Origin of the sequence: Mesorhizobium sp. CA8 (assembly GCF_020164955.1) — a bacterium.
Lineage (GTDB): Bacteria > Pseudomonadota > Alphaproteobacteria > Rhizobiales > Rhizobiaceae > Mesorhizobium.
The window spans coordinates 29,049-45,109 of the sequence record NZ_JAIUHG010000040.1 but is presented as its reverse complement, the minus strand read 5'-3'; the positions used below and the strand labels follow the sequence as shown (position 1 = coordinate 45,109).

General features: G+C 64.1%; 15 protein-coding genes. 4 read left to right on the top strand and 11 right to left on the bottom strand.

Features of this window, described 5'->3' with window-relative positions; translation table 11 throughout:
• Window positions 1-379: 379 nt before the first annotated feature.
• The gene (locus tag LB553_RS29110) at window positions 380-1,138 is read left to right on the top strand and encodes a heme ABC transporter permease (protein ID WP_224518409.1); all 759 of its coding nucleotides are present in this window, start codon (window positions 380-382) and stop codon (window positions 1,136-1,138) included.
• Between the two features lie 3 nt (window positions 1,139-1,141).
• Here LB553_RS29110 and LB553_RS29105 read toward each other — a convergent pair whose 3' ends face one another.
• The gene (locus LB553_RS29105; protein WP_224518408.1) at window positions 1,142-2,200 is read right to left on the bottom strand and encodes a D-TA family PLP-dependent enzyme; all 1,059 of its coding nucleotides are present in this window, start codon (window positions 2,198-2,200) and stop codon (window positions 1,142-1,144) included.
• A 202-nt stretch (window positions 2,201-2,402) separates the two neighbouring features.
• Between LB553_RS29105 and LB553_RS29100 the strand changes: the two genes are divergently transcribed.
• Window positions 2,403-3,089: a D-lyxose/D-mannose family sugar isomerase gene (locus LB553_RS29100; protein ID WP_140684126.1), complete on the top strand. Its 687-nt coding sequence runs from the start codon at window positions 2,403-2,405 to the stop codon at window positions 3,087-3,089.
• 224 nt (window positions 3,090-3,313) lie between these two features.
• On the opposite strand, the gene LB553_RS29095 is transcribed toward LB553_RS29100, so the two are convergent.
• The 6 genes from LB553_RS29095 to LB553_RS29070 are packed head-to-tail and all read right to left on the bottom strand — an operon-like array spanning window position 3,314 to window position 9,270.
• Window positions 3,314-4,192: an RDD family protein gene (locus LB553_RS29095; protein WP_224518407.1), complete on the bottom strand. Its 879-nt coding sequence runs from the start codon at window positions 4,190-4,192 to the stop codon at window positions 3,314-3,316.
• A complete protein-coding gene (locus tag LB553_RS29090) occupies window positions 4,179-5,195 on the bottom strand; it encodes a stage II sporulation protein M (RefSeq protein ID WP_224518406.1) in 1,017 nt (338 codons plus the stop codon). Before LB553_RS29090 ends, LB553_RS29095 begins: the two co-directional genes overlap by 14 nt.
• A complete protein-coding gene (locus LB553_RS29085; protein ID WP_224518405.1) occupies window positions 5,192-6,496 on the bottom strand; it encodes a DUF58 domain-containing protein in 1,305 nt (434 codons plus the stop codon). The genes LB553_RS29090 and LB553_RS29085 overlap by 4 nt, the downstream gene beginning before the upstream one ends.
• Window positions 6,493-7,449: an AAA family ATPase gene (locus tag LB553_RS29080; protein WP_224518404.1), complete on the bottom strand. Its 957-nt coding sequence runs from the start codon at window positions 7,447-7,449 to the stop codon at window positions 6,493-6,495. The genes LB553_RS29085 and LB553_RS29080 overlap by 4 nt, the downstream gene beginning before the upstream one ends.
• Window positions 7,436-8,650: a DUF4350 domain-containing protein gene (locus LB553_RS29075; protein WP_224518403.1), complete on the bottom strand. Its 1,215-nt coding sequence runs from the start codon at window positions 8,648-8,650 to the stop codon at window positions 7,436-7,438. Before LB553_RS29075 ends, LB553_RS29080 begins: the two co-directional genes overlap by 14 nt.
• Complete coding sequence (locus LB553_RS29070; protein WP_224518402.1) at window positions 8,647-9,270, bottom strand: DUF4129 domain-containing protein; 624 nt, start codon at window positions 9,268-9,270, stop codon at window positions 8,647-8,649. The genes LB553_RS29075 and LB553_RS29070 overlap by 4 nt, the downstream gene beginning before the upstream one ends.
• Window positions 9,271-9,411: 141 nt before the next feature.
• Between LB553_RS29070 and LB553_RS29065 the strand changes: the two genes are divergently transcribed.
• Together LB553_RS29065 and LB553_RS29060 are read left to right on the top strand one after the other, a co-directional pair.
• Window positions 9,412-10,275: a hypothetical protein gene (locus LB553_RS29065; protein ID WP_224518401.1), complete on the top strand. Its 864-nt coding sequence runs from the start codon at window positions 9,412-9,414 to the stop codon at window positions 10,273-10,275.
• Window positions 10,276-10,463: 188 nt separating this feature from the next.
• Window positions 10,464-11,000, top strand: coding sequence for a DUF6680 family protein (locus LB553_RS29060; protein ID WP_224518400.1), 537 nt, complete (start codon window positions 10,464-10,466; stop codon window positions 10,998-11,000).
• A gap of 63 nt (window positions 11,001-11,063) precedes the next feature.
• Here the strand turns inward: LB553_RS29060 and LB553_RS29055 are convergent, their stop codons facing one another.
• From LB553_RS29055 to LB553_RS29040, 4 genes are all read right to left on the bottom strand, one after another.
• Complete coding sequence (locus tag LB553_RS29055; RefSeq protein WP_224518399.1) at window positions 11,064-12,704, bottom strand: ABC transporter substrate-binding protein; 1,641 nt, start codon at window positions 12,702-12,704, stop codon at window positions 11,064-11,066.
• Window positions 12,705-13,076: 372 nt separating this feature from the next.
• On the bottom strand, window positions 13,077-14,054 hold the full coding sequence (locus LB553_RS29050) for an alpha/beta hydrolase (protein WP_412033389.1): 978 nt from the start codon (window positions 14,052-14,054) through the stop codon (window positions 13,077-13,079).
• On the bottom strand, window positions 14,051-14,728 hold the full coding sequence (locus LB553_RS29045; protein WP_224518397.1) for an isochorismatase family protein: 678 nt from the start codon (window positions 14,726-14,728) through the stop codon (window positions 14,051-14,053). Before LB553_RS29045 ends, LB553_RS29050 begins: the two co-directional genes overlap by 4 nt.
• Before the next feature lie 27 nt (window positions 14,729-14,755).
• On the bottom strand, window positions 14,756-16,054 hold the full coding sequence (locus LB553_RS29040) for a M24 family metallopeptidase (RefSeq protein ID WP_224518396.1): 1,299 nt from the start codon (window positions 16,052-16,054) through the stop codon (window positions 14,756-14,758).
• Window positions 16,055-16,061: the final 7 nt, after the last annotated feature.

The window sequence follows — 16,061 nt, the reverse complement described above, 5'->3', positions numbered from 1 at the left end:
GGATAGGTGCGCCTGCAATCCGGCCTGAGGCCACACCGCCACCCTCAATTCCACCCCAAAAGCCAAAACGGAGCGAGGCCTCGCGACCAAATCGCTCCGCGAGCCTGTCCTCGCTAACTGCGCAACAGGCCCCTTGTGGGAGAAGGTGGCCGCGAAGCGGCCGGATGAGGGGTGCTCCAGCTTGGTACTAGCATCCGATCGACAGCCGGGTGCATTGCTGCCGCACTGTTCGGCGTCTCATTTCGCTGGAACACCCCTCATCCGTCTCGGCGCTGCGCGCCGATCCACCTTCTCCCACACGGGGAGAAGGCAGGGTGCCTCTTCCTGCGACGCCTTCCCCCGATTGCCCCAGACCCATCTCCGGTCTATTTAAGTCGGCATGAGTGACACCACCTCACGCCTTGCCGGCTGGACCGATCTCGCCAACCCGACGCGCTTCGTCGGGCTGGCCGATAAGGTCATTCCGTGGCTCGCCGCAGTCGCAGCGATCCTGCTTGGCGTTGGCCTCTATATGAGCTTCACCGCGCCGGAGGATTTCCAGCAGGGCATCACGGTGCGCATCATGTATATCCACGTGCCTTTCGCCTGGCTCGCCATGATGTGCTACACGATCATGGCGATCTCGGCGCTGGGCACGCTGGTCTGGCGTCATCCGCTGGCCGACGTCGCCCTGAAAGCGGCGGCCCCGATCGGCGCCACCTTCACCGCGCTGGCGCTGATCACCGGTTCGATCTGGGGCAAGCCGATGTGGGGCACCTGGTGGGTGTGGGACGCGCGGCTGACCTCGGTCTTCGTGCTCTTCCTGATGTATCTCGGCATCATCGCGCTGACGCGTGCGCTGGACGATGCCGGCCGCGCCGCCTGGGCCGCCGCCATCATCACGCTGGTCGGCTTCATCAACATCCCGATCATCAAATTCTCGGTCGACTGGTGGAACACGTTGCACCAGCCGGCCTCGGTCTTCCGCCTCGGCGGCCCGACCATCGACCCTTCGATGCTGTGGCCATTGGCCGTAATGGCGCTCGGCTTCACGGTGCTGTTCTTCGCCCTGCACCTGATGGCCATGCGCACGGAGATTTTCAGGCGGCGCGTGACCGCTATGCGCAGAGTTGCCGCGAGGCAGGCCGAGCGACAGTAGGGCTCACCCCATTCGTCCGCGCGCCGCCACCGGCAGCGTTTCCAGCACCTTGTCACCGTCGACCAGATGCACCTGGTCGAACAAATTCGTCACCACGCAGCAATGATCGGGAACGACGCGCACGCGGTCGCCGATGCGCAGCTTGGCGCCGTCGGAGAGCGTGACGGTGCCGTGCTCTTCGCTCAAGCCGGTGACGCGGGCGCCCGGCACGCCGAGCAGCTCGCCGAATTCCGGCAGGCCGAGCGTATCGGAGGACAGCGCCTTGCTGCCGCTGTCGAGGATGGCGCGGATTGGCGTAGGATGACTGACCACGGTTGCCAGCACGGTCAGCGCGCAGTCATCCAGCGTGCCGACGCCTTTGGCGACCTGGTAGCGGTCGAGATAGATGTAGGTGCCGGGCCGGTATTCGGTGACGACGCTGTCCTCGCCGGAGCGCCACATGTCCGGCGTGCCGCCACTGGAGATGCGTTCGCATTCGAGCCCCGCCGCGGCAAGCGCGCCGCGCACGGTCTTCAGCCAGGCGTCAGCCTCGGCGGCGCGCCCGGCCGCCGGATAGGTCATCAACCCGCCGAAGGCGAGGCCGTTGGCCTGGTCGATCACTTTCCCCAGCGTCAGCGCTTCGTCGGCGCTCTGCACGCCGCAGCGGCCCATGCCGGTGTCGCACTCGACCAACACCTGCAGCGGATGGCCGGCGTCGGTGAAGGTGGCGGCAAGGCCCTCCAAAGTGTCACGGCTGTCCGCTGTCACCGATAGCGTGACGCGCACATGCAGCGCCTTCAGCCGCTCCAGCTTGGCGCGACCAAGGATGTTGTAAGGGAGAAAAATGTCGGTCAACCCGGCATCGGCCATCACCTCGGCCTCGCCGATCTTCTGGCAGGTAATGCCGACGGCGCCCGCCGCCACCTGCTTCTTCGCCCAGTAAGGCAGCTTGTGCGTCTTGATATGCGGGCGGAGCTTCAGACCGTGAGCGTCCGCATGGGTCTGCGCTTTCTTGATGTTCGCCTCGGCGCGGGCTGCATCGATGAGGATCGCCGGTGTGTCGAGGTCGTCTATGCTTGCCATGAGATCACCCGTCCGAGCATGTCTTCCGAGCGGCGATCCGCTGTGGGACAAAGACATTGCGTTAAAATAAATCAGCTGGGTTTATGGCCCCGAACGCGGCCCATGTCACGGGGCCAGACCCGTCGGTTTGCGTCGACAGAGGACCGGCATTGGGCTATTCGGAAGGACAGATTTCAGCAGGCGGCCGGAAGGAAGAGAACCCATGAAGCGCTCCAAGATCAACGACATCATCCGCGAAGCCGACGCCTTCATCCGCTCCTTCGGCTATATCATGCCGCCCTTCGCCTATTGGTCGCCGGAAGAGATGAAGGCGCACAAGGCCGATTCCGCGGCGATCTTCACCTCGCGTCTCGGCTGGGACATCACCGACTACGGCCAAGAGAAGTTCGACGAACTGGGCCTGTTCCTGTTCACCGTGCGCAACGGCCGTTACGAGGACATGAAGCTCGGCATGGGCATGCTCTATGCCGAGAAGATCATGATCTCGCGCAAGGACCAACTCTCGCCGATGCACCGCCACAACATCAAGGCCGAGGACATCATCAACCGCGGCGGCGGCAAGCTGGTGCTGGAACTGTTCATGCACGACCGCGACGGCGGCATCGACCCGAAAGCCGAGGTCTCGGTGCCGGTCGACGGCACCATCACCAGATTGCCGGCGGGCGGGCTGCTGAAGCTCGATCCGGGCCAGAGCGTGACGCTGCTGCCCGGCGTCTGGCACGCCTTCTGGGCCGAGGGCAAGGACGTGCTGATCGGCGAGGTCTCGACCGTCAATGACGACCTCACCGACAACGTCTTCCGCGACCCGATCGGCCGCTTCTCCAACATCGACGAGGATGTGGCGCCGCTGCACCTGCTGGTGTCGGATTACGAGAAGTGGGTGGGGTAGGAATGTCATTTCGTAGGCTGGCGCCGCCCCTCATCCGCCTGTCGGCACCTTCTCCCCGTATAGTGACGGGAGAAGGGGGATGGCCGCGATCTCATCGCCCCTGCAGCGTTTGAGATTGGTGAATCGCCCTCGACAGCGTCTTTCTCCCCGTCACTGTACGGGGAGAAATGCCCGGCAGGGCGATGAGGGGCAGCGCCGACGTTTTCTCAGCTATCGCCACGGGCCTACCGCGCGTACTTATCCGCCTTCCTATTCCCAAGCAGCAGCTTGCGCTCCAGATGCGCCCGGAGCTCGCCGTAATAGGCGGTGAGGAAAGCCTTTGAATCGATCGGCTCGACCCGGGCGCCGATCTTGCGGGCGATGGTCTCCGCCACCGCCTTCAGCGCGGAATGATCGTCGCGGCGCAGCACTTCCTCGAGCTTCTGCAATTCGGCGATGCCATAGGCGTCGAGCTGCGCGGGGCTGAACTGGAAGCGGTCCGCGACCAAGTCCTTGCGCAGCGACAGGTCCTCGAGCAGCGCCACTTTCGGCGCCTCGACCACCCAAGTGCCCGCAAGCAGATCGCCGATCCTGAGCCGGTCGCGGTTGAACAGCGGAAACAGCGAGAACAGCAACGCCCAGACCAGGCCGAAGACGGTCGTCAGCGTGTCGGCGACATCGGCGCTGGCGCGCGCGGCGAGGATCGACAGCGGCAGAAAAACTTCGATCTCGCGCATCAGATTGCGCGCGATGACCTGGTCGAGCGTAAGGCCGGCGCCGCTGCGCGACGCGACCCTGACGCCAACCATGCGCTTGCCCGGTGTGGCTGCCCGCCGTCCTGCTTCGAAAGCGATGAAATAGACGTTGCGCAGGAAGAAGATGAAGATGATCCAGACGATGAACAGCGGCTGCGCATCCTGGATGCCAAGCCCAGCAAGGCCGAACAGCGCGACGAGGCTTACCACGACCGCCGCGACGATGATGATCACCACGTCGAGCAGGAAGCCCGAAGCCCGGGTGCCGGCGTCGGCCAGCTTGACCCTGAGGTCGACGCCTTCCGGCGTGACCAGCGGGCGGATCAGCACTACCGGGTTCTTGACCTTCGCTGTCCTAACGGTCGCCATGCCCCACCATCCGGAACAGGTAGAAATAGCAGATCCACAAGGCCAGCATGCCGCCGCCGATCGAATAGCGGGCGAGGTCGCTGGTGATCGTCTGCCGGCCGATGCCTTCCAACAGTCCGGCGAAAAGCAGCATCACCGTGACGCCAATCATTGCGGTCGCCGCGACGCGTCCGGCTCGTGCTGCGGCAGCCATGCGGGTCAGCTCGCCGGGAAAGGCGATGCTGGTGCCGATGCGCATGCCGGCAGCTCCCGCGATGGCGATGGCGAACAGCTCCGTCGTGCCATGGATCGAAAGCCAGCCGCCGAGCTCGAAGCCTAGGCCCTTGGCGGCATAGATCTGGAAAATGGCGCCGAGCATGCAGCCATTCATCAGGATGATCAGCACGCTCGGCACGGCGAAGGCGAAGCCCAGCGCGAAGGCCAGCATCGAGACTTGTGTGTTGTGCGTGAAGAGATAGGCGGCGAACCCCGACAGGAAATGGTCGCCGCCGCCGTAAAGCACGCTGCGCAGCGCCTCGGCCGACGAATCCGGGTTGCGCCCGCCCGCCAGGCTCGGCGCGATGATGGCGTCGTACCAGCGCTTGTCTGCGGCGACCAGCCAATAGCCGGCGATCGCGCCGATCACCGTCAACCCGACCGATGTCCACACCTCGCGCCAAAGGTCGCGGATCGCCGCCGGCCAGTCCTGCAGGAAGAAGTCGCCGATGCGCGCCCTCAAAGATCGCCGCGCGCCATAGAGATAAAAATAGCCGCGCAGGCACAGCGCCTCGAGATAGGCGATCAACGCGCTGTCCAGCGAGGTCGCGCGCGCCACCGAAAGCGACGACAGCGCCGAGCGGTAGAGCAGCGGCAGCGACAGCAGCTCGTCTTCCGACAGCGCGCGCGGCGCGCGCCTCTCGACGCGCGCGAGCAGCGCCTCGAAGGCTTTCCAGTCGGCTTCCCGCTCCTGGCGGAAGCTTGCCAGTGACTGGCGAACCGCGTCGGTGCCGGCGGACAGCGTCATAGAAGGTTCTCCTCCTTGAGCTGGATATAGCGCTCGACCAGCGCCGGACCGAGCCGCTGGTGGTCGGCCTCGATGACATGCGCGCCAAGCAGCCTGAGCCTGCCGATCACCACTTGCCGCTGCCGCAGGAGGTCGCCGGCGGTGACCGAGCGGGCGACATCCTCGGGCGCAGCCGGCGCCATGTCGGCCAGCGTTTCGAGTTCCACATCCTTCATCAGCATGAACAGCACGAGATGCCGTTCGGTCAGCCGGCCTACGGTGCGCAGCATCAGTTCGGCGCTGATCGGATCGACGAAATCGGTGAAGACGATGACCAGCGATCGCCGGTCGAGCTTCGCCGACAGCGTGGTCAGCGCCAGCGTGAAGTTGGTCTCCTCGGTCGAATAGTCGATCTCGGCGGCGCGCTTCTGGATCATGGTGAAGCTCGGCGAGCCGCGCACCGCGCCGCTGGAGACGCGCGGCCTGGCATCGAAGGAAAACAGGCTGACGAGATCGCCGCCTTTTAGCGCGATGAAGGCCGACAGAAGCGCCGCCGTCACCGCGCGGTCGACCTTCGGCACGCCGTCGACCGGCTCGCACATCAGCCGGCCGCTATCGATGGCCAGAACGATGTTGTTGTTCTCTTCGATCCGGAACTCGCGCGCCAGTAGCTTGCCGTGGCGGGCGCTGCGCTTCCAGTCGATCATGCGCCGGCCCATGCCGGGCTGGTAATCCTTCAGCGACTCGAACTCGCGGCCCTGGCCGGCACGCTTCTGCGCATGGCCGTCGGCAAGGGCCGAGCGCTGCAAGAGCGTGATCGCCTCATCGCGCGCGCTGTTGACGTTGGGCAGCACCGCAACCTTGCGGTCGACCGGCAATATGACCTGGTTCCACACCAGTCCGAACGGTCCCTGCCAGCGCAGCCACAGCCGGTCGAAGCTGGCAATGCCGCGGCGGATCGCCTCGAAGTCGAGATCGAGCGTGCCGCCATTGGCCGGCAGCGCGCCGCCGGTGCCCGCGACCGGCTGCAGCCGCTGGTCGTGCCCGACACGCGCCTGCAGGCGCCTTAGCTTTGCCCCGACACCGGCCGCGATGTGCAACGTGAAGCGTCCGCCGATACCCACCTGCGGCGGCGCCGTCAGTGTGGCATCGAGTGAGGCCCGGCCTCGCCCCGCGGCAGCGTCCACCGCCAGGAAGGCGAGAAGCACGCAGATCCACAACAGGCCGAGATACCAGACATGCGGCAAAGCGAGCGCGATCAGGAAGGCGGGGATTGCCCCCGCCGCCGCTGCCCAGACGGCTCGCCCGCTCGGATAGATCAACGCGGCGCTTCCGTATAATCGACGAGGTCGGAGACGATCTGTTCAACCAGCCGCCCGTCGATCTGCGCGGCCGGCGAAAGCACGACGCGGTGGCGCAGTGCCGGCACGGCCAAAGCCTTGACGTCGTCCGGGATGACGTAGTTGCGGCCGTCGAGCGCCGCCCTGGCGCGCGCGGCTCTCGCCAGCATGGCGCCCGCGCGCGGGCTGGCGCCGACCTCGAGGTCGGGGCTTTCGCGCGTGCCGCGCACAAGGGCCGCGATATAGCCGACGACATCGTCGACCAGCGTGACATCGCCGACCGTGGCGAGAGCAGCTTCCAGCGTCTTGCGGTCCGTCTGCGCCTCGATGCCGTATTGCTCGATATCGTGCGAGGCCGAGCCGCCGCCGTGATGCACGATGATGGCGCGCTCTTCTCTGAGATCCGGATAGCTCACCCGATGCTTGAACAGGAAGCGGTCGAGCTGCGCTTCGGGCAGCGGATAGACGCCCTGATGCTCGATCGGGTTCTGCGTCGCCACCACCATGAAATTCCGACCCAGCGGATGCGTGGTGCCGTCGAAGGTGACGGCGTGTTCCTGCATGGCCTCGAGCAGGGCGGCCTGGGTCTTTGGCGGCGTGCGGTTGATTTCGTCGGCGAGAAGCAAGTCGCAGAAGATCGGGCCGCGCGTTAGCGTGAACTGCCCGGTCTGGAAATTATAGATGTTGGCGCCGACGATATCGCCGGGCATCAGGTCGGGCGTGAACTGGATACGGCCATAGGCGACGCCGAGCGCCTGGGCGAAGCAGCGCGCCGTCATCGTCTTGGCGGTGCCAGGCGGGCCTTCGAGCAGGATATGCCCCCCGGCAAACAGCGCCGCCAGCATCAGGTCGACCGTGTCGCGCTGTCCGGTAATCGCTTTCGCGACTTCTTCCCTGATCGCGCTCGCCAGGGCCTTCACTTCATCGACGTTCACCGAGCCTCCTTGCCGTCCAGTCATGCAGCTTCTCTGCTGCTTCGTGCATTCCGGCCAAACTGTTGGAATCGTTAACTGCCTTGAACCGCGCGGTGAAGCCGTGCGCCTCGCCCTTGTCGCGGGAATCGAGCCAGCGGTCGAGCGCTTCGCCCTGCAGCCCGTGCGGTGCGCCAAACAGCGCGGCGGCGCGCTGGCGCATCAACGTTGCATAGCGGTCGCCGAGCCCCTGCAGCCGCCCGGCGCGCTTCAAAAGCGTCGCCGTGGTGTCGACCAGCGCCCGCTTGCCGAAGGCGATGGCGCGTCCCTCCGCGCGCGGTGGGCCGAAGCGGCCGAGCCCGTGCAGGAAGGCGAGCGCGGCCGCTACAAGCACCGACAGCGTCAGCGCCAGGAAAGGCGGTTCGACCAAGAGCTTGGCGAGATCGTAGTTACCGCCGATGCCGTGCAGCGTCAGGTCGAACCTGACGGCGCCCTTGGCGGGCTCCAGCATGGCGATCAGGTCGAGGGCGGCGATCGCCGTCTGTTCGTCCTTCAGCGCGAAGTTGTTGATGAAATCGGGGTCGGTGAGGATGTAGAAGGGTTCGTTGTCGAGTTCGGTCAGGATAGCCCTGCCGTCGCCCGCCGCGATCAGCGGATGGTCGTCCGCCACCCATTGCAGCTCGTCCGGCGCGGGTACCATGCGGCCGGCGACGTTGATTTGCGAGAGCGTGCTCTTTGCCTCGCCGAGCTTAGCCTTGGCGATGCGGCCGAGCCAATCGTTGACGACGCTATTGGGCAGCCGCTCTGCCTTAGCCTCCCAGCCGTCATGGCCGAACAACGGCAAGGTCTGCCACTTCGGCAGGACGAACAGCGTGTTCTTGCCGGAGCGCAACTTGATGAGGCGATCGAGCGCGGCCGTGTCGCTGCCCGGCGCGATGGTGACGACGAGCAGGAAAGTCGATGCCAGTGGGGAGGCAAGGTCCTTCTCGCCACGTTCCATCGGCGGCGCCTGTCCGTTGGTCAGCTTCAGCCATGCGACAAGCCCGGCATAGCCGGTGCCGCCTTTCGAAAGCGGCGTGGCGCCGCCTTGGGGCTGGCGAAAATCCGGCGCGTAGGTGGACAGAAGGAAAAATCCGGCCGCCGCCAGCAGGCTGGCGAAAATGCCCCAGAACAGGGTTTTGCGGCTGAACGGAGCCTCGGCTGTCTCGGCTGGTTGCGCGCTCATGCCCAGGCGTCCCGAAAGGCGAAACGCTCATAGGCGCCGCGCGCCTGCCGCCAGCCTTCGACCCCGACGGGTCGGCGGGCAAACAAGGCTGCCTCGACGATGCGCGCAATCTCGCTGAAGGCGGCGCGCGGTCGGGTGGGGATGGAGCTGGCGGCGGCGATGTCGCGCGCGGTCAGCGATGGCCGCAGGAAATCGGGCAGCCTGGTGGCAATGTCTGAGACGCTGCGGCGCAACAGAAGATGCACGGCCTCGTCATATTCGCCGCGCGCGGCGAGGGCATCGGCCTCGGAGAGCAGGACCTGGGCAGCCCCCGCGTCCGGGCGCCACTCTTCTTTCGCTTCGGTCTCTTCGCGTTTCCACCATGGCAGACGCCAGGCAAGGCCTTTCGCCTCGAGGAAAAGCAGAAAAGCAATGATCGCGACGCCGATGATTACCGCGCCCCAGAACAGATAGATCATATAGGGACCGAGCTTTGCCAAGCCATCCAGAAACGGCTTCAGCCACTCCGGCGGCTCGGGCCGCACGTAGGTCGGCAAGGCGAACTGGATCGAATCGTCGGCCAGCAGTTGCTTGTGCAACTGCGCCAGCCGTCCGGCCTCTTCCGTTCCTGCGGCTGTCACCCGCTCGTTCCCCCTGCAACCTGCGGTTCGGGCCGAGACTGGCAATACGCCATGACAATTGCAAGCGGGCCCAACCGCAAGTATCAATGTTGGTGGTTTATACTTTCCAATTTTTCGATTTGAATTAGCGGGGGATACAAAATGGCTTCCATAGCGAGCGGCCGCTCGGAGACATTCAGCATCGGCCGGGCTTTCAGCAATACTTTTTCGGTTATCGGTCGCAGCTTCGCTACGCTAGCGGCTATCCTCGGCCTTTTTTCAATGCTGCCTTCGCTGTTATATAATATCTGGAACCTGACGCAGGTTGCCAGGATGACAAGTAGTGGCGATATCGCCACCTTCGAAAGGTCCACCATAGGACATTACGGTGTTGTTTCACTAGTCGCTGGTCTGGTCCTTCTGGCGCTGGCTTTTCTCGCGCAAGCTGCGCTGGTGCGAGCCACAATCGAGGATCTGAACGGCAAGCGCCCGGCAATTGGCGACTGCATACACATCGCGCTGCGCAGTTTCTTTCCCACGCTTGGAACTGGCCTCGTAATCATTCTTGCATTGGTTTTGGCGGCGTTAGTGCTCGGTGTCGTCGCAATGATCATACCGATCGTTGGCGGAATTATCGCGCTTCTGGCCATGATTCCCATAGCAATGTGGTTGATCAGCATATCGGTCGCTGTGCCCGTCGTGGTCCAGGAAAGACCCGGTGTGTTCGCCGCGATTTCACGAAGCAGAACTCTGACGAAGGGGAGCCGCTGGCGGATATTCTTCCTGTTTCTGGTCATCGGCATAGCGGCAATGGCGCTTCAGGTGATTTTCACCTTGCTGTTCCAAGCCGCCGTGCTGAGTGGCGGAATTACCACCAGGGGGATCATCGTCGGCGCGGTCGGCAGCAGTCTACTGTCGACCATCTTCTCCGCGGTGATGTCGGTGGCTATCGCGGTCACCTATGTCGAGCTGCGCCGGGTCAAGGAAGGCACTAGTGTCGACGAACTGGCGGAGATCTTCTCGTAGAGCATCAGGACCGGCTTCAAGGCTTGGGCAATCCTGGCGCGGCCGGAAGATTCCGGCCGGGCTCTCGCTTCTTAGCAATTCAGTGCTGGCCTTGATTTTGAACCTGCGCCACGCCAAATCTAAGGTGTTCTTGTTGCGTTCTCTAGCTGGTCAGCGTCACAATAAACCGGACCTCGCGCGGGGCATTCATGGCAAGTCATTGGTGGGATATCGCGGCCATCATAATCGGCCCAATAGTCGCTGTAGCAATCACGCTTTGGTACCAGAACAAAGATCGACGGCATCAAAGTCGTTTTGACGTTTTCCGTTCATTGGCACTCTCGCGACGGCATGGCCTGTCAACGGAGTTCGTGAACGCCCTGAACTTAGTCCCAGTCCATTTTAATCGCGATGCAGAGGTGATGAAGAGGCGACGTGGTCTGATGGATCTCTTCAATGATCCACAATGGACAACTGATGACATCGCGACCCGGTCACGCATGCTGGATCGGAGGGACACCATGGTCGCCGAACTCATCCGGGAAGTCGGGAGAGCGGTAAACGTCACCATTGACGATATCGAGATTCTCAAGGGAGCATACGCTCCACAAAGCTGGGCCGATCAGGAAGAGGTGACTCAACGTGCTCGCCGCGCAGCTCTGGAGATATTGGAGGGGAGGCGATCTGTCCCCGTCCAGGTGATGGTGCCGCCCCAGCAACCATCACCGGCAATCGAAGGCAGTTAGTTCCGCTACCGATCGGTCGGCGTGCTCAACTGAGCACGCCGGCCCGGCCCATCCCCCAGCGGACTAGCTCTCCAGCCAGACTTTCTCAAAGTGCTGCTCAAGCGCCTGGTGCTGTTCGCAGCCCTGCACGCCCTTGCGATAGGTGCGGTAGACCGAGCGCCAATAGGGCTGGATGATGATGCCGGCATCGCGCAAATTGGTCTCGATCTTGGCCATGATCTCCTTGCGCTGGGCGGCGTCCGGCGTGGCCAGCGCCTTGTCGAGAAGCTCGTCGAATTCCTTGTTTGAATAGCCGCTTTCGTTCCAGGCGCCGCCCGATTTGTAGGCCAATGCCAGCACCTGCACGCCGAGCGGGCGGCCGAGCCATTCGGTGCAGGAATAGGGGAACTTGGCCCAGTCATTCCAGAACGTCGCGGCCGGCAGCACGGTGCGCTTGATCTTCAGGCCGGCCTCGCGGATTTGCGCCGCGATCGCGTCGGCGGTGCTCTTTTGCCATTCGACGTCGACCGAGATCAGCTCATATTCGTGGTCGGCCTTGCCGGATTCCGAAATCAGCTTCTTGGCCCGTTCGACATCGCGCTTGGCCGGGCCGATATCGGCGAATTCCGGATGCATGGGGCCGACATGGTGGTTGTCGGCGGACTTGCCGCGGCCGTCGAGCCCGAGCTTCAGCACGGCCGCATTGTCGACGGCAAACTGGGCGGCGCGGCGCACCTTGACGTCGTCATAGGGCGCGTTGGAGACATTGAAGCGCGCGACGATGGTCGAGCCGGTGGCGATCTCGGAATTCTGCAGGCCCATCTGCTCGGTCTGCGACACGGCATCCGACGCGGTTTCGTGGTCGGTGTCGATCTCGCCGGATTCGAAGGCCGACAGCATGGCGTTGGGATCGGAACCGTAGTCGACCCATTTGATGCCGTCGAGATAGAACTCGCCCTTCCACCAGAGCTTGTCCTTGCGCTTCACCTCGGCGCCCGTCTCGGCATCCCAACTGACCAGCTCGCAAGGGCCGGTGGTGATGGCCAAAGCCTTCTTCGGATCGGCATCGCCCTCATAGGAGCGGTGCATGATCAGCGCCGGATAGTCGGCCATGCCGGCGATCAGCGAGATGTCGGGCTTTGGCAGGTTGAGCTTGACGGTGTAGTCGTCGATCTTCTGGATGCCGCCGTCGACGGGTTTCTTGGTGTCGGCATTGACCAGCGCGCCCATGCGCGCCGCGACAGAATTGCCCGCGACCGAGGCATCGCACCAGCGGTTGAGGTTGTGGATCACGTCGTCGGCGTTGAAAGTGTCGCCGTTCGACCATGTGATGCCCTTGCGCACGTGAAGCGTGATCGTCTTGGCGTCGTCGCTGGTCTCCCAGCTTTCCAACAGCCAGGGCTCGAAAGAAAAGTCGGTTTTCCAGCGCACCAGATATTCGTTGCACTGGCGCGCGACATTCGACATCTCGACGCCGTCGAAGGTGCGCGGATCCTTGAAGCCCTTGACGTTCATCGCGACGCGCAGCACGCCGCCCTTTTTCGGCTCGGCGCCGCGGGCAGGCGAGGGAGCGATACCGCCCAGCGCCATGGCGCCGGCGGCGCTGACGCCGAAGCCGGCCATCAAAGCCAGATATTCGCGCCGGCTGATCGCGCCCTTCTTGAAATCGTCGGCGATCGGCTTGGCACGCGGGTGCAGTTTTCTGTCGGTCAGCATGAATTTCATCGTCGTTCCCTCTGTTGTTGGGCGCTCCGGGCCGCCGTGCGGGGGCGGATGCGTCCGCTGGAGCGCCGTTGTCTGCGAGGGAATGATAGGTCCGCTTTCCGCCGCGAAATGGTTGAGTTTCCGCAGTTCTTGTGCGCTGTTCCGCAGGGTAACCAAGCTTGGGTTCCTCGCCCCCGCCGAAGGCGGGGGGAGAGGTGGCCGCGAAGCGGACGGAGAGGGGCAGCCTTCGTAGGGCGCTCCCCTCTCCGTCTCGGCTTCGCCGAGCCAGCTCTCCCCACTTACGTGGGGCGAGGAACCTTGATCTTCCGGCGCCGCGATCCTTCACAGGCCATCTGCCCTGCAGGATCTCTCCCAACGCTCCTAAGGGAAAGATCAGCGCTTCGTCGCTGCGCCGAGCGCGTCAATATCGGCGACAATCCTCCGAAACGCCTCCGCCGCGCGCGGCACGGTCGTTCGAGCGCGCAGAAAGCTGTGCACCAGCCGCGGCTCCTCGCGCCACCACGACTGCCCGCCGGCGGCGAGGATGCGGTCACGGTAGACCTCACCGTCCGACGTCAGCGGATCGCATTCGGCGGTGACGATGATCGTCGGCGGCAGGTCGGAGAAATCGTGGTCTCGAAGCGGCGACAACGTTGGATCGTCCTGCGACTGTCCAGGCGCAGACCGAATGCGCCGACAGAACTCGATGTCGGCGAGCGTCAGCAGCGGCGCTTGGGCATGCTCGACATAAGAGCGCCCGGTCTCGTCGCCGCCCAGCTCCGGATAGATCAACATCTGGCCAACAGCGTGCCTTTCACGGCGCCGCGTCGCTTGCGCCACCGCGGCGGCGAGGTTGCCGCCGGCGCTTTCGCCGCAAAGCACGATCGGCAGCGTGCTGGTCGCCGCGACCCATTCGAACACGGCCAGCGCATCGTCGAAGGAGGCTGGATGCAGGTGCTCCGGGGCCAGCCGGTAGTCGGCCGAGACCACCTCGAAACCGGTGCTGGCGCAGATCTCGGCGCAGATGTCGTCGTGGCTGTCGAGGTCGCCAAGAACAAAACCGCCGCCGTGGTAATAGACGACGATCGCCGCCGCCGTCTTGTCCGCCATGCGGTAGTATCGGAACGGGATCGAATGCGCGGTCGTCGTTACGAGACCGTCGCTGGTCGTCACGCCTTCCGGATGACCTTGGTGAAACGCGACGCACATCCGATCATAGACCGCGCGCTGCTCTGTAATGGGCGCGGCGACGATCTCAGGCGGATACCAGCTGTTGATCTCGTCGATATAGTTCCACAAGTCCGGAACGAGCCGATCGGCATATTTGCCGCGGCTCGCCGGATCGGTCGGGGCGCTGGCCACTGCCGTCAGAGCTCGGCGTAGAGCTGCGCCGCGTTCTCGAAGGTGAAACGCAGCGGCACCGAACCCTCGACCTGCCACACCTCCACGGTGTCTCCCGCCATCAGCCGGCAGGCGTCGAGCGTGTTGGTGACGGCACCGCCATAGAGACGGTTGGCGAGGTTGAGGATGCCGGTCTGGTGCATGGCGGCACTGGCGCTGCCGCAGGCATCCTTGATCAAAAGCACGCGAAAACCGCGCGCCACCGCGTCCTTCACGGTGGCGTCGATGCAGGCCTCGGTCCAGACCCCGGCGATGACCAGCCATTCGATGCCGGAAGCCTTGAGCTTGTCGCCAAAATCGTTCTTGCCGAAGGCGCTGGCTTCCTGCTTGACCAGCATGGCTTCGCTATCTTGCGGCGCCACTTCATGGCAGATCGCGGTCAGCGGATCGTCCTTGTCGGAAAAGGCCGACTTGCCGCTTTCGTCGACCGGATGGAAAGGCCGCGCCTCGGCGAGATCGACGATATAGGCCCAGTGGTAGAGCGGCACGAAATTGCGCCGCGCCGCCTCCTGCAGGCGCCGCACATTGGCGAGGACGTCGGCAAAGCCCTCTACCAGATAGCGTTTGTCCTTGCGATGCTCCTCCTGGAGATCGATGAACACAGCGGCCACCGTGCCGCGCCGGATGGAAATGGTCGTTTTCATGCGGAATGTGCTGTCGGTGCGTCGGCGTTAATTGTCAAGAAACTCGTCTTCATACGGGAAGCGCGAAAGCAATTCCGTGCCGGTCTCGGTGATCAGGATCTCATCCTCCAGCTTGACGCCCTCTCGGCCGCCCTTCTCGCCGATATAGCTTTCCACACTCACCACCATGCCGGGCACGATGATGCCGTCGCGGCCATAGGTCTCGTAGTCCATCGCATGCGCGATGAAAGGCGTTTCGCCATGCATGCCGACGCCGTGCATGACCGAGGTGTAGCGCTGGTCGACGAAGTGGTCCGGGATCTTCCACGCCTTCTCGGCGATCTCGCGGAACGCCATGCCGGGCTTCACGATGCTGATATTGTGCTGCACCTGGTCGTGCGCCATGCGGTAGAGCGACTTCTGGTAGGGTGTCGGCTTGCCCGGACCGCAGCGAAAGGTGCGCGAGAAGTCGGAATAATAGCCGTAGCAGCCGATCGTATCGGTATCGAGCGCCAGCAACTCGCCCGGCCTGATCTTGCGCCCGCTCGCCTCGTTGAACCATGGATTGGTGCGCTGTCCCGAAGTGAGCAGCCGGGTCTCGATGAACTCGCCGCCTTGCCGGATCACCTCACCATACATTATGGCGAACAGCTCGTTCTCGGAAACGCCGGGCTTGATCGCCTCGCGCACGGCCGCCACTGCGGCCTCGGCGCCCGCCATCGAAGCCAGCAGGCATTTCACTTCCTCCGGCGTCTTCACCGCACGCACGGCGAGGATTTCGCCCTGGCAGTCCTTCACCTCGCAGCCGCGCTTTTCCAGCGCCAGCGCCTGCAGATGGCTGCAGCGGTCGAGCCCAAGCTTCATCGAGCCGCCGCCATGCTTCTTGAGCAACTCGGCGATCTCGTCGGCGAACGGCCCGGCGGTCTCGTCGTCACGGCCCGAGACGGAGGACCACACCAGCTTCGATGGCCGCGCCTCGTCGATCGTGTCGAGCACCATCGAGACATGATAGCTCTGCGGATATTCGAACAGCACGATGGGCCCCTCGGTGGGCACGAAGAAGTAGCGCGTCGAGTTGCGCAGGAAATAGCCGAACATGTTGCGCGAGCCGGTGGCGTAGCGCTGGTTGTAGGGATCGAACAAAACGACGCCGCCATAACCCGCCTCGCGCATCCAGGCGCACAGTTTCGCCAGTCGCCCCTTGCGCAGCGCGTCAGCGTCGATGAAGGACGGCTCGGTGTCGGACAGCCACATGCCGCCGGCGGGATCGGCCGCGGCTGGGTGGCGCATGCGGTCCTTGAAGTCCACATCCTCGGTGCTGTCGGGGTCGAATACGACGATGCTCATGCGCGGC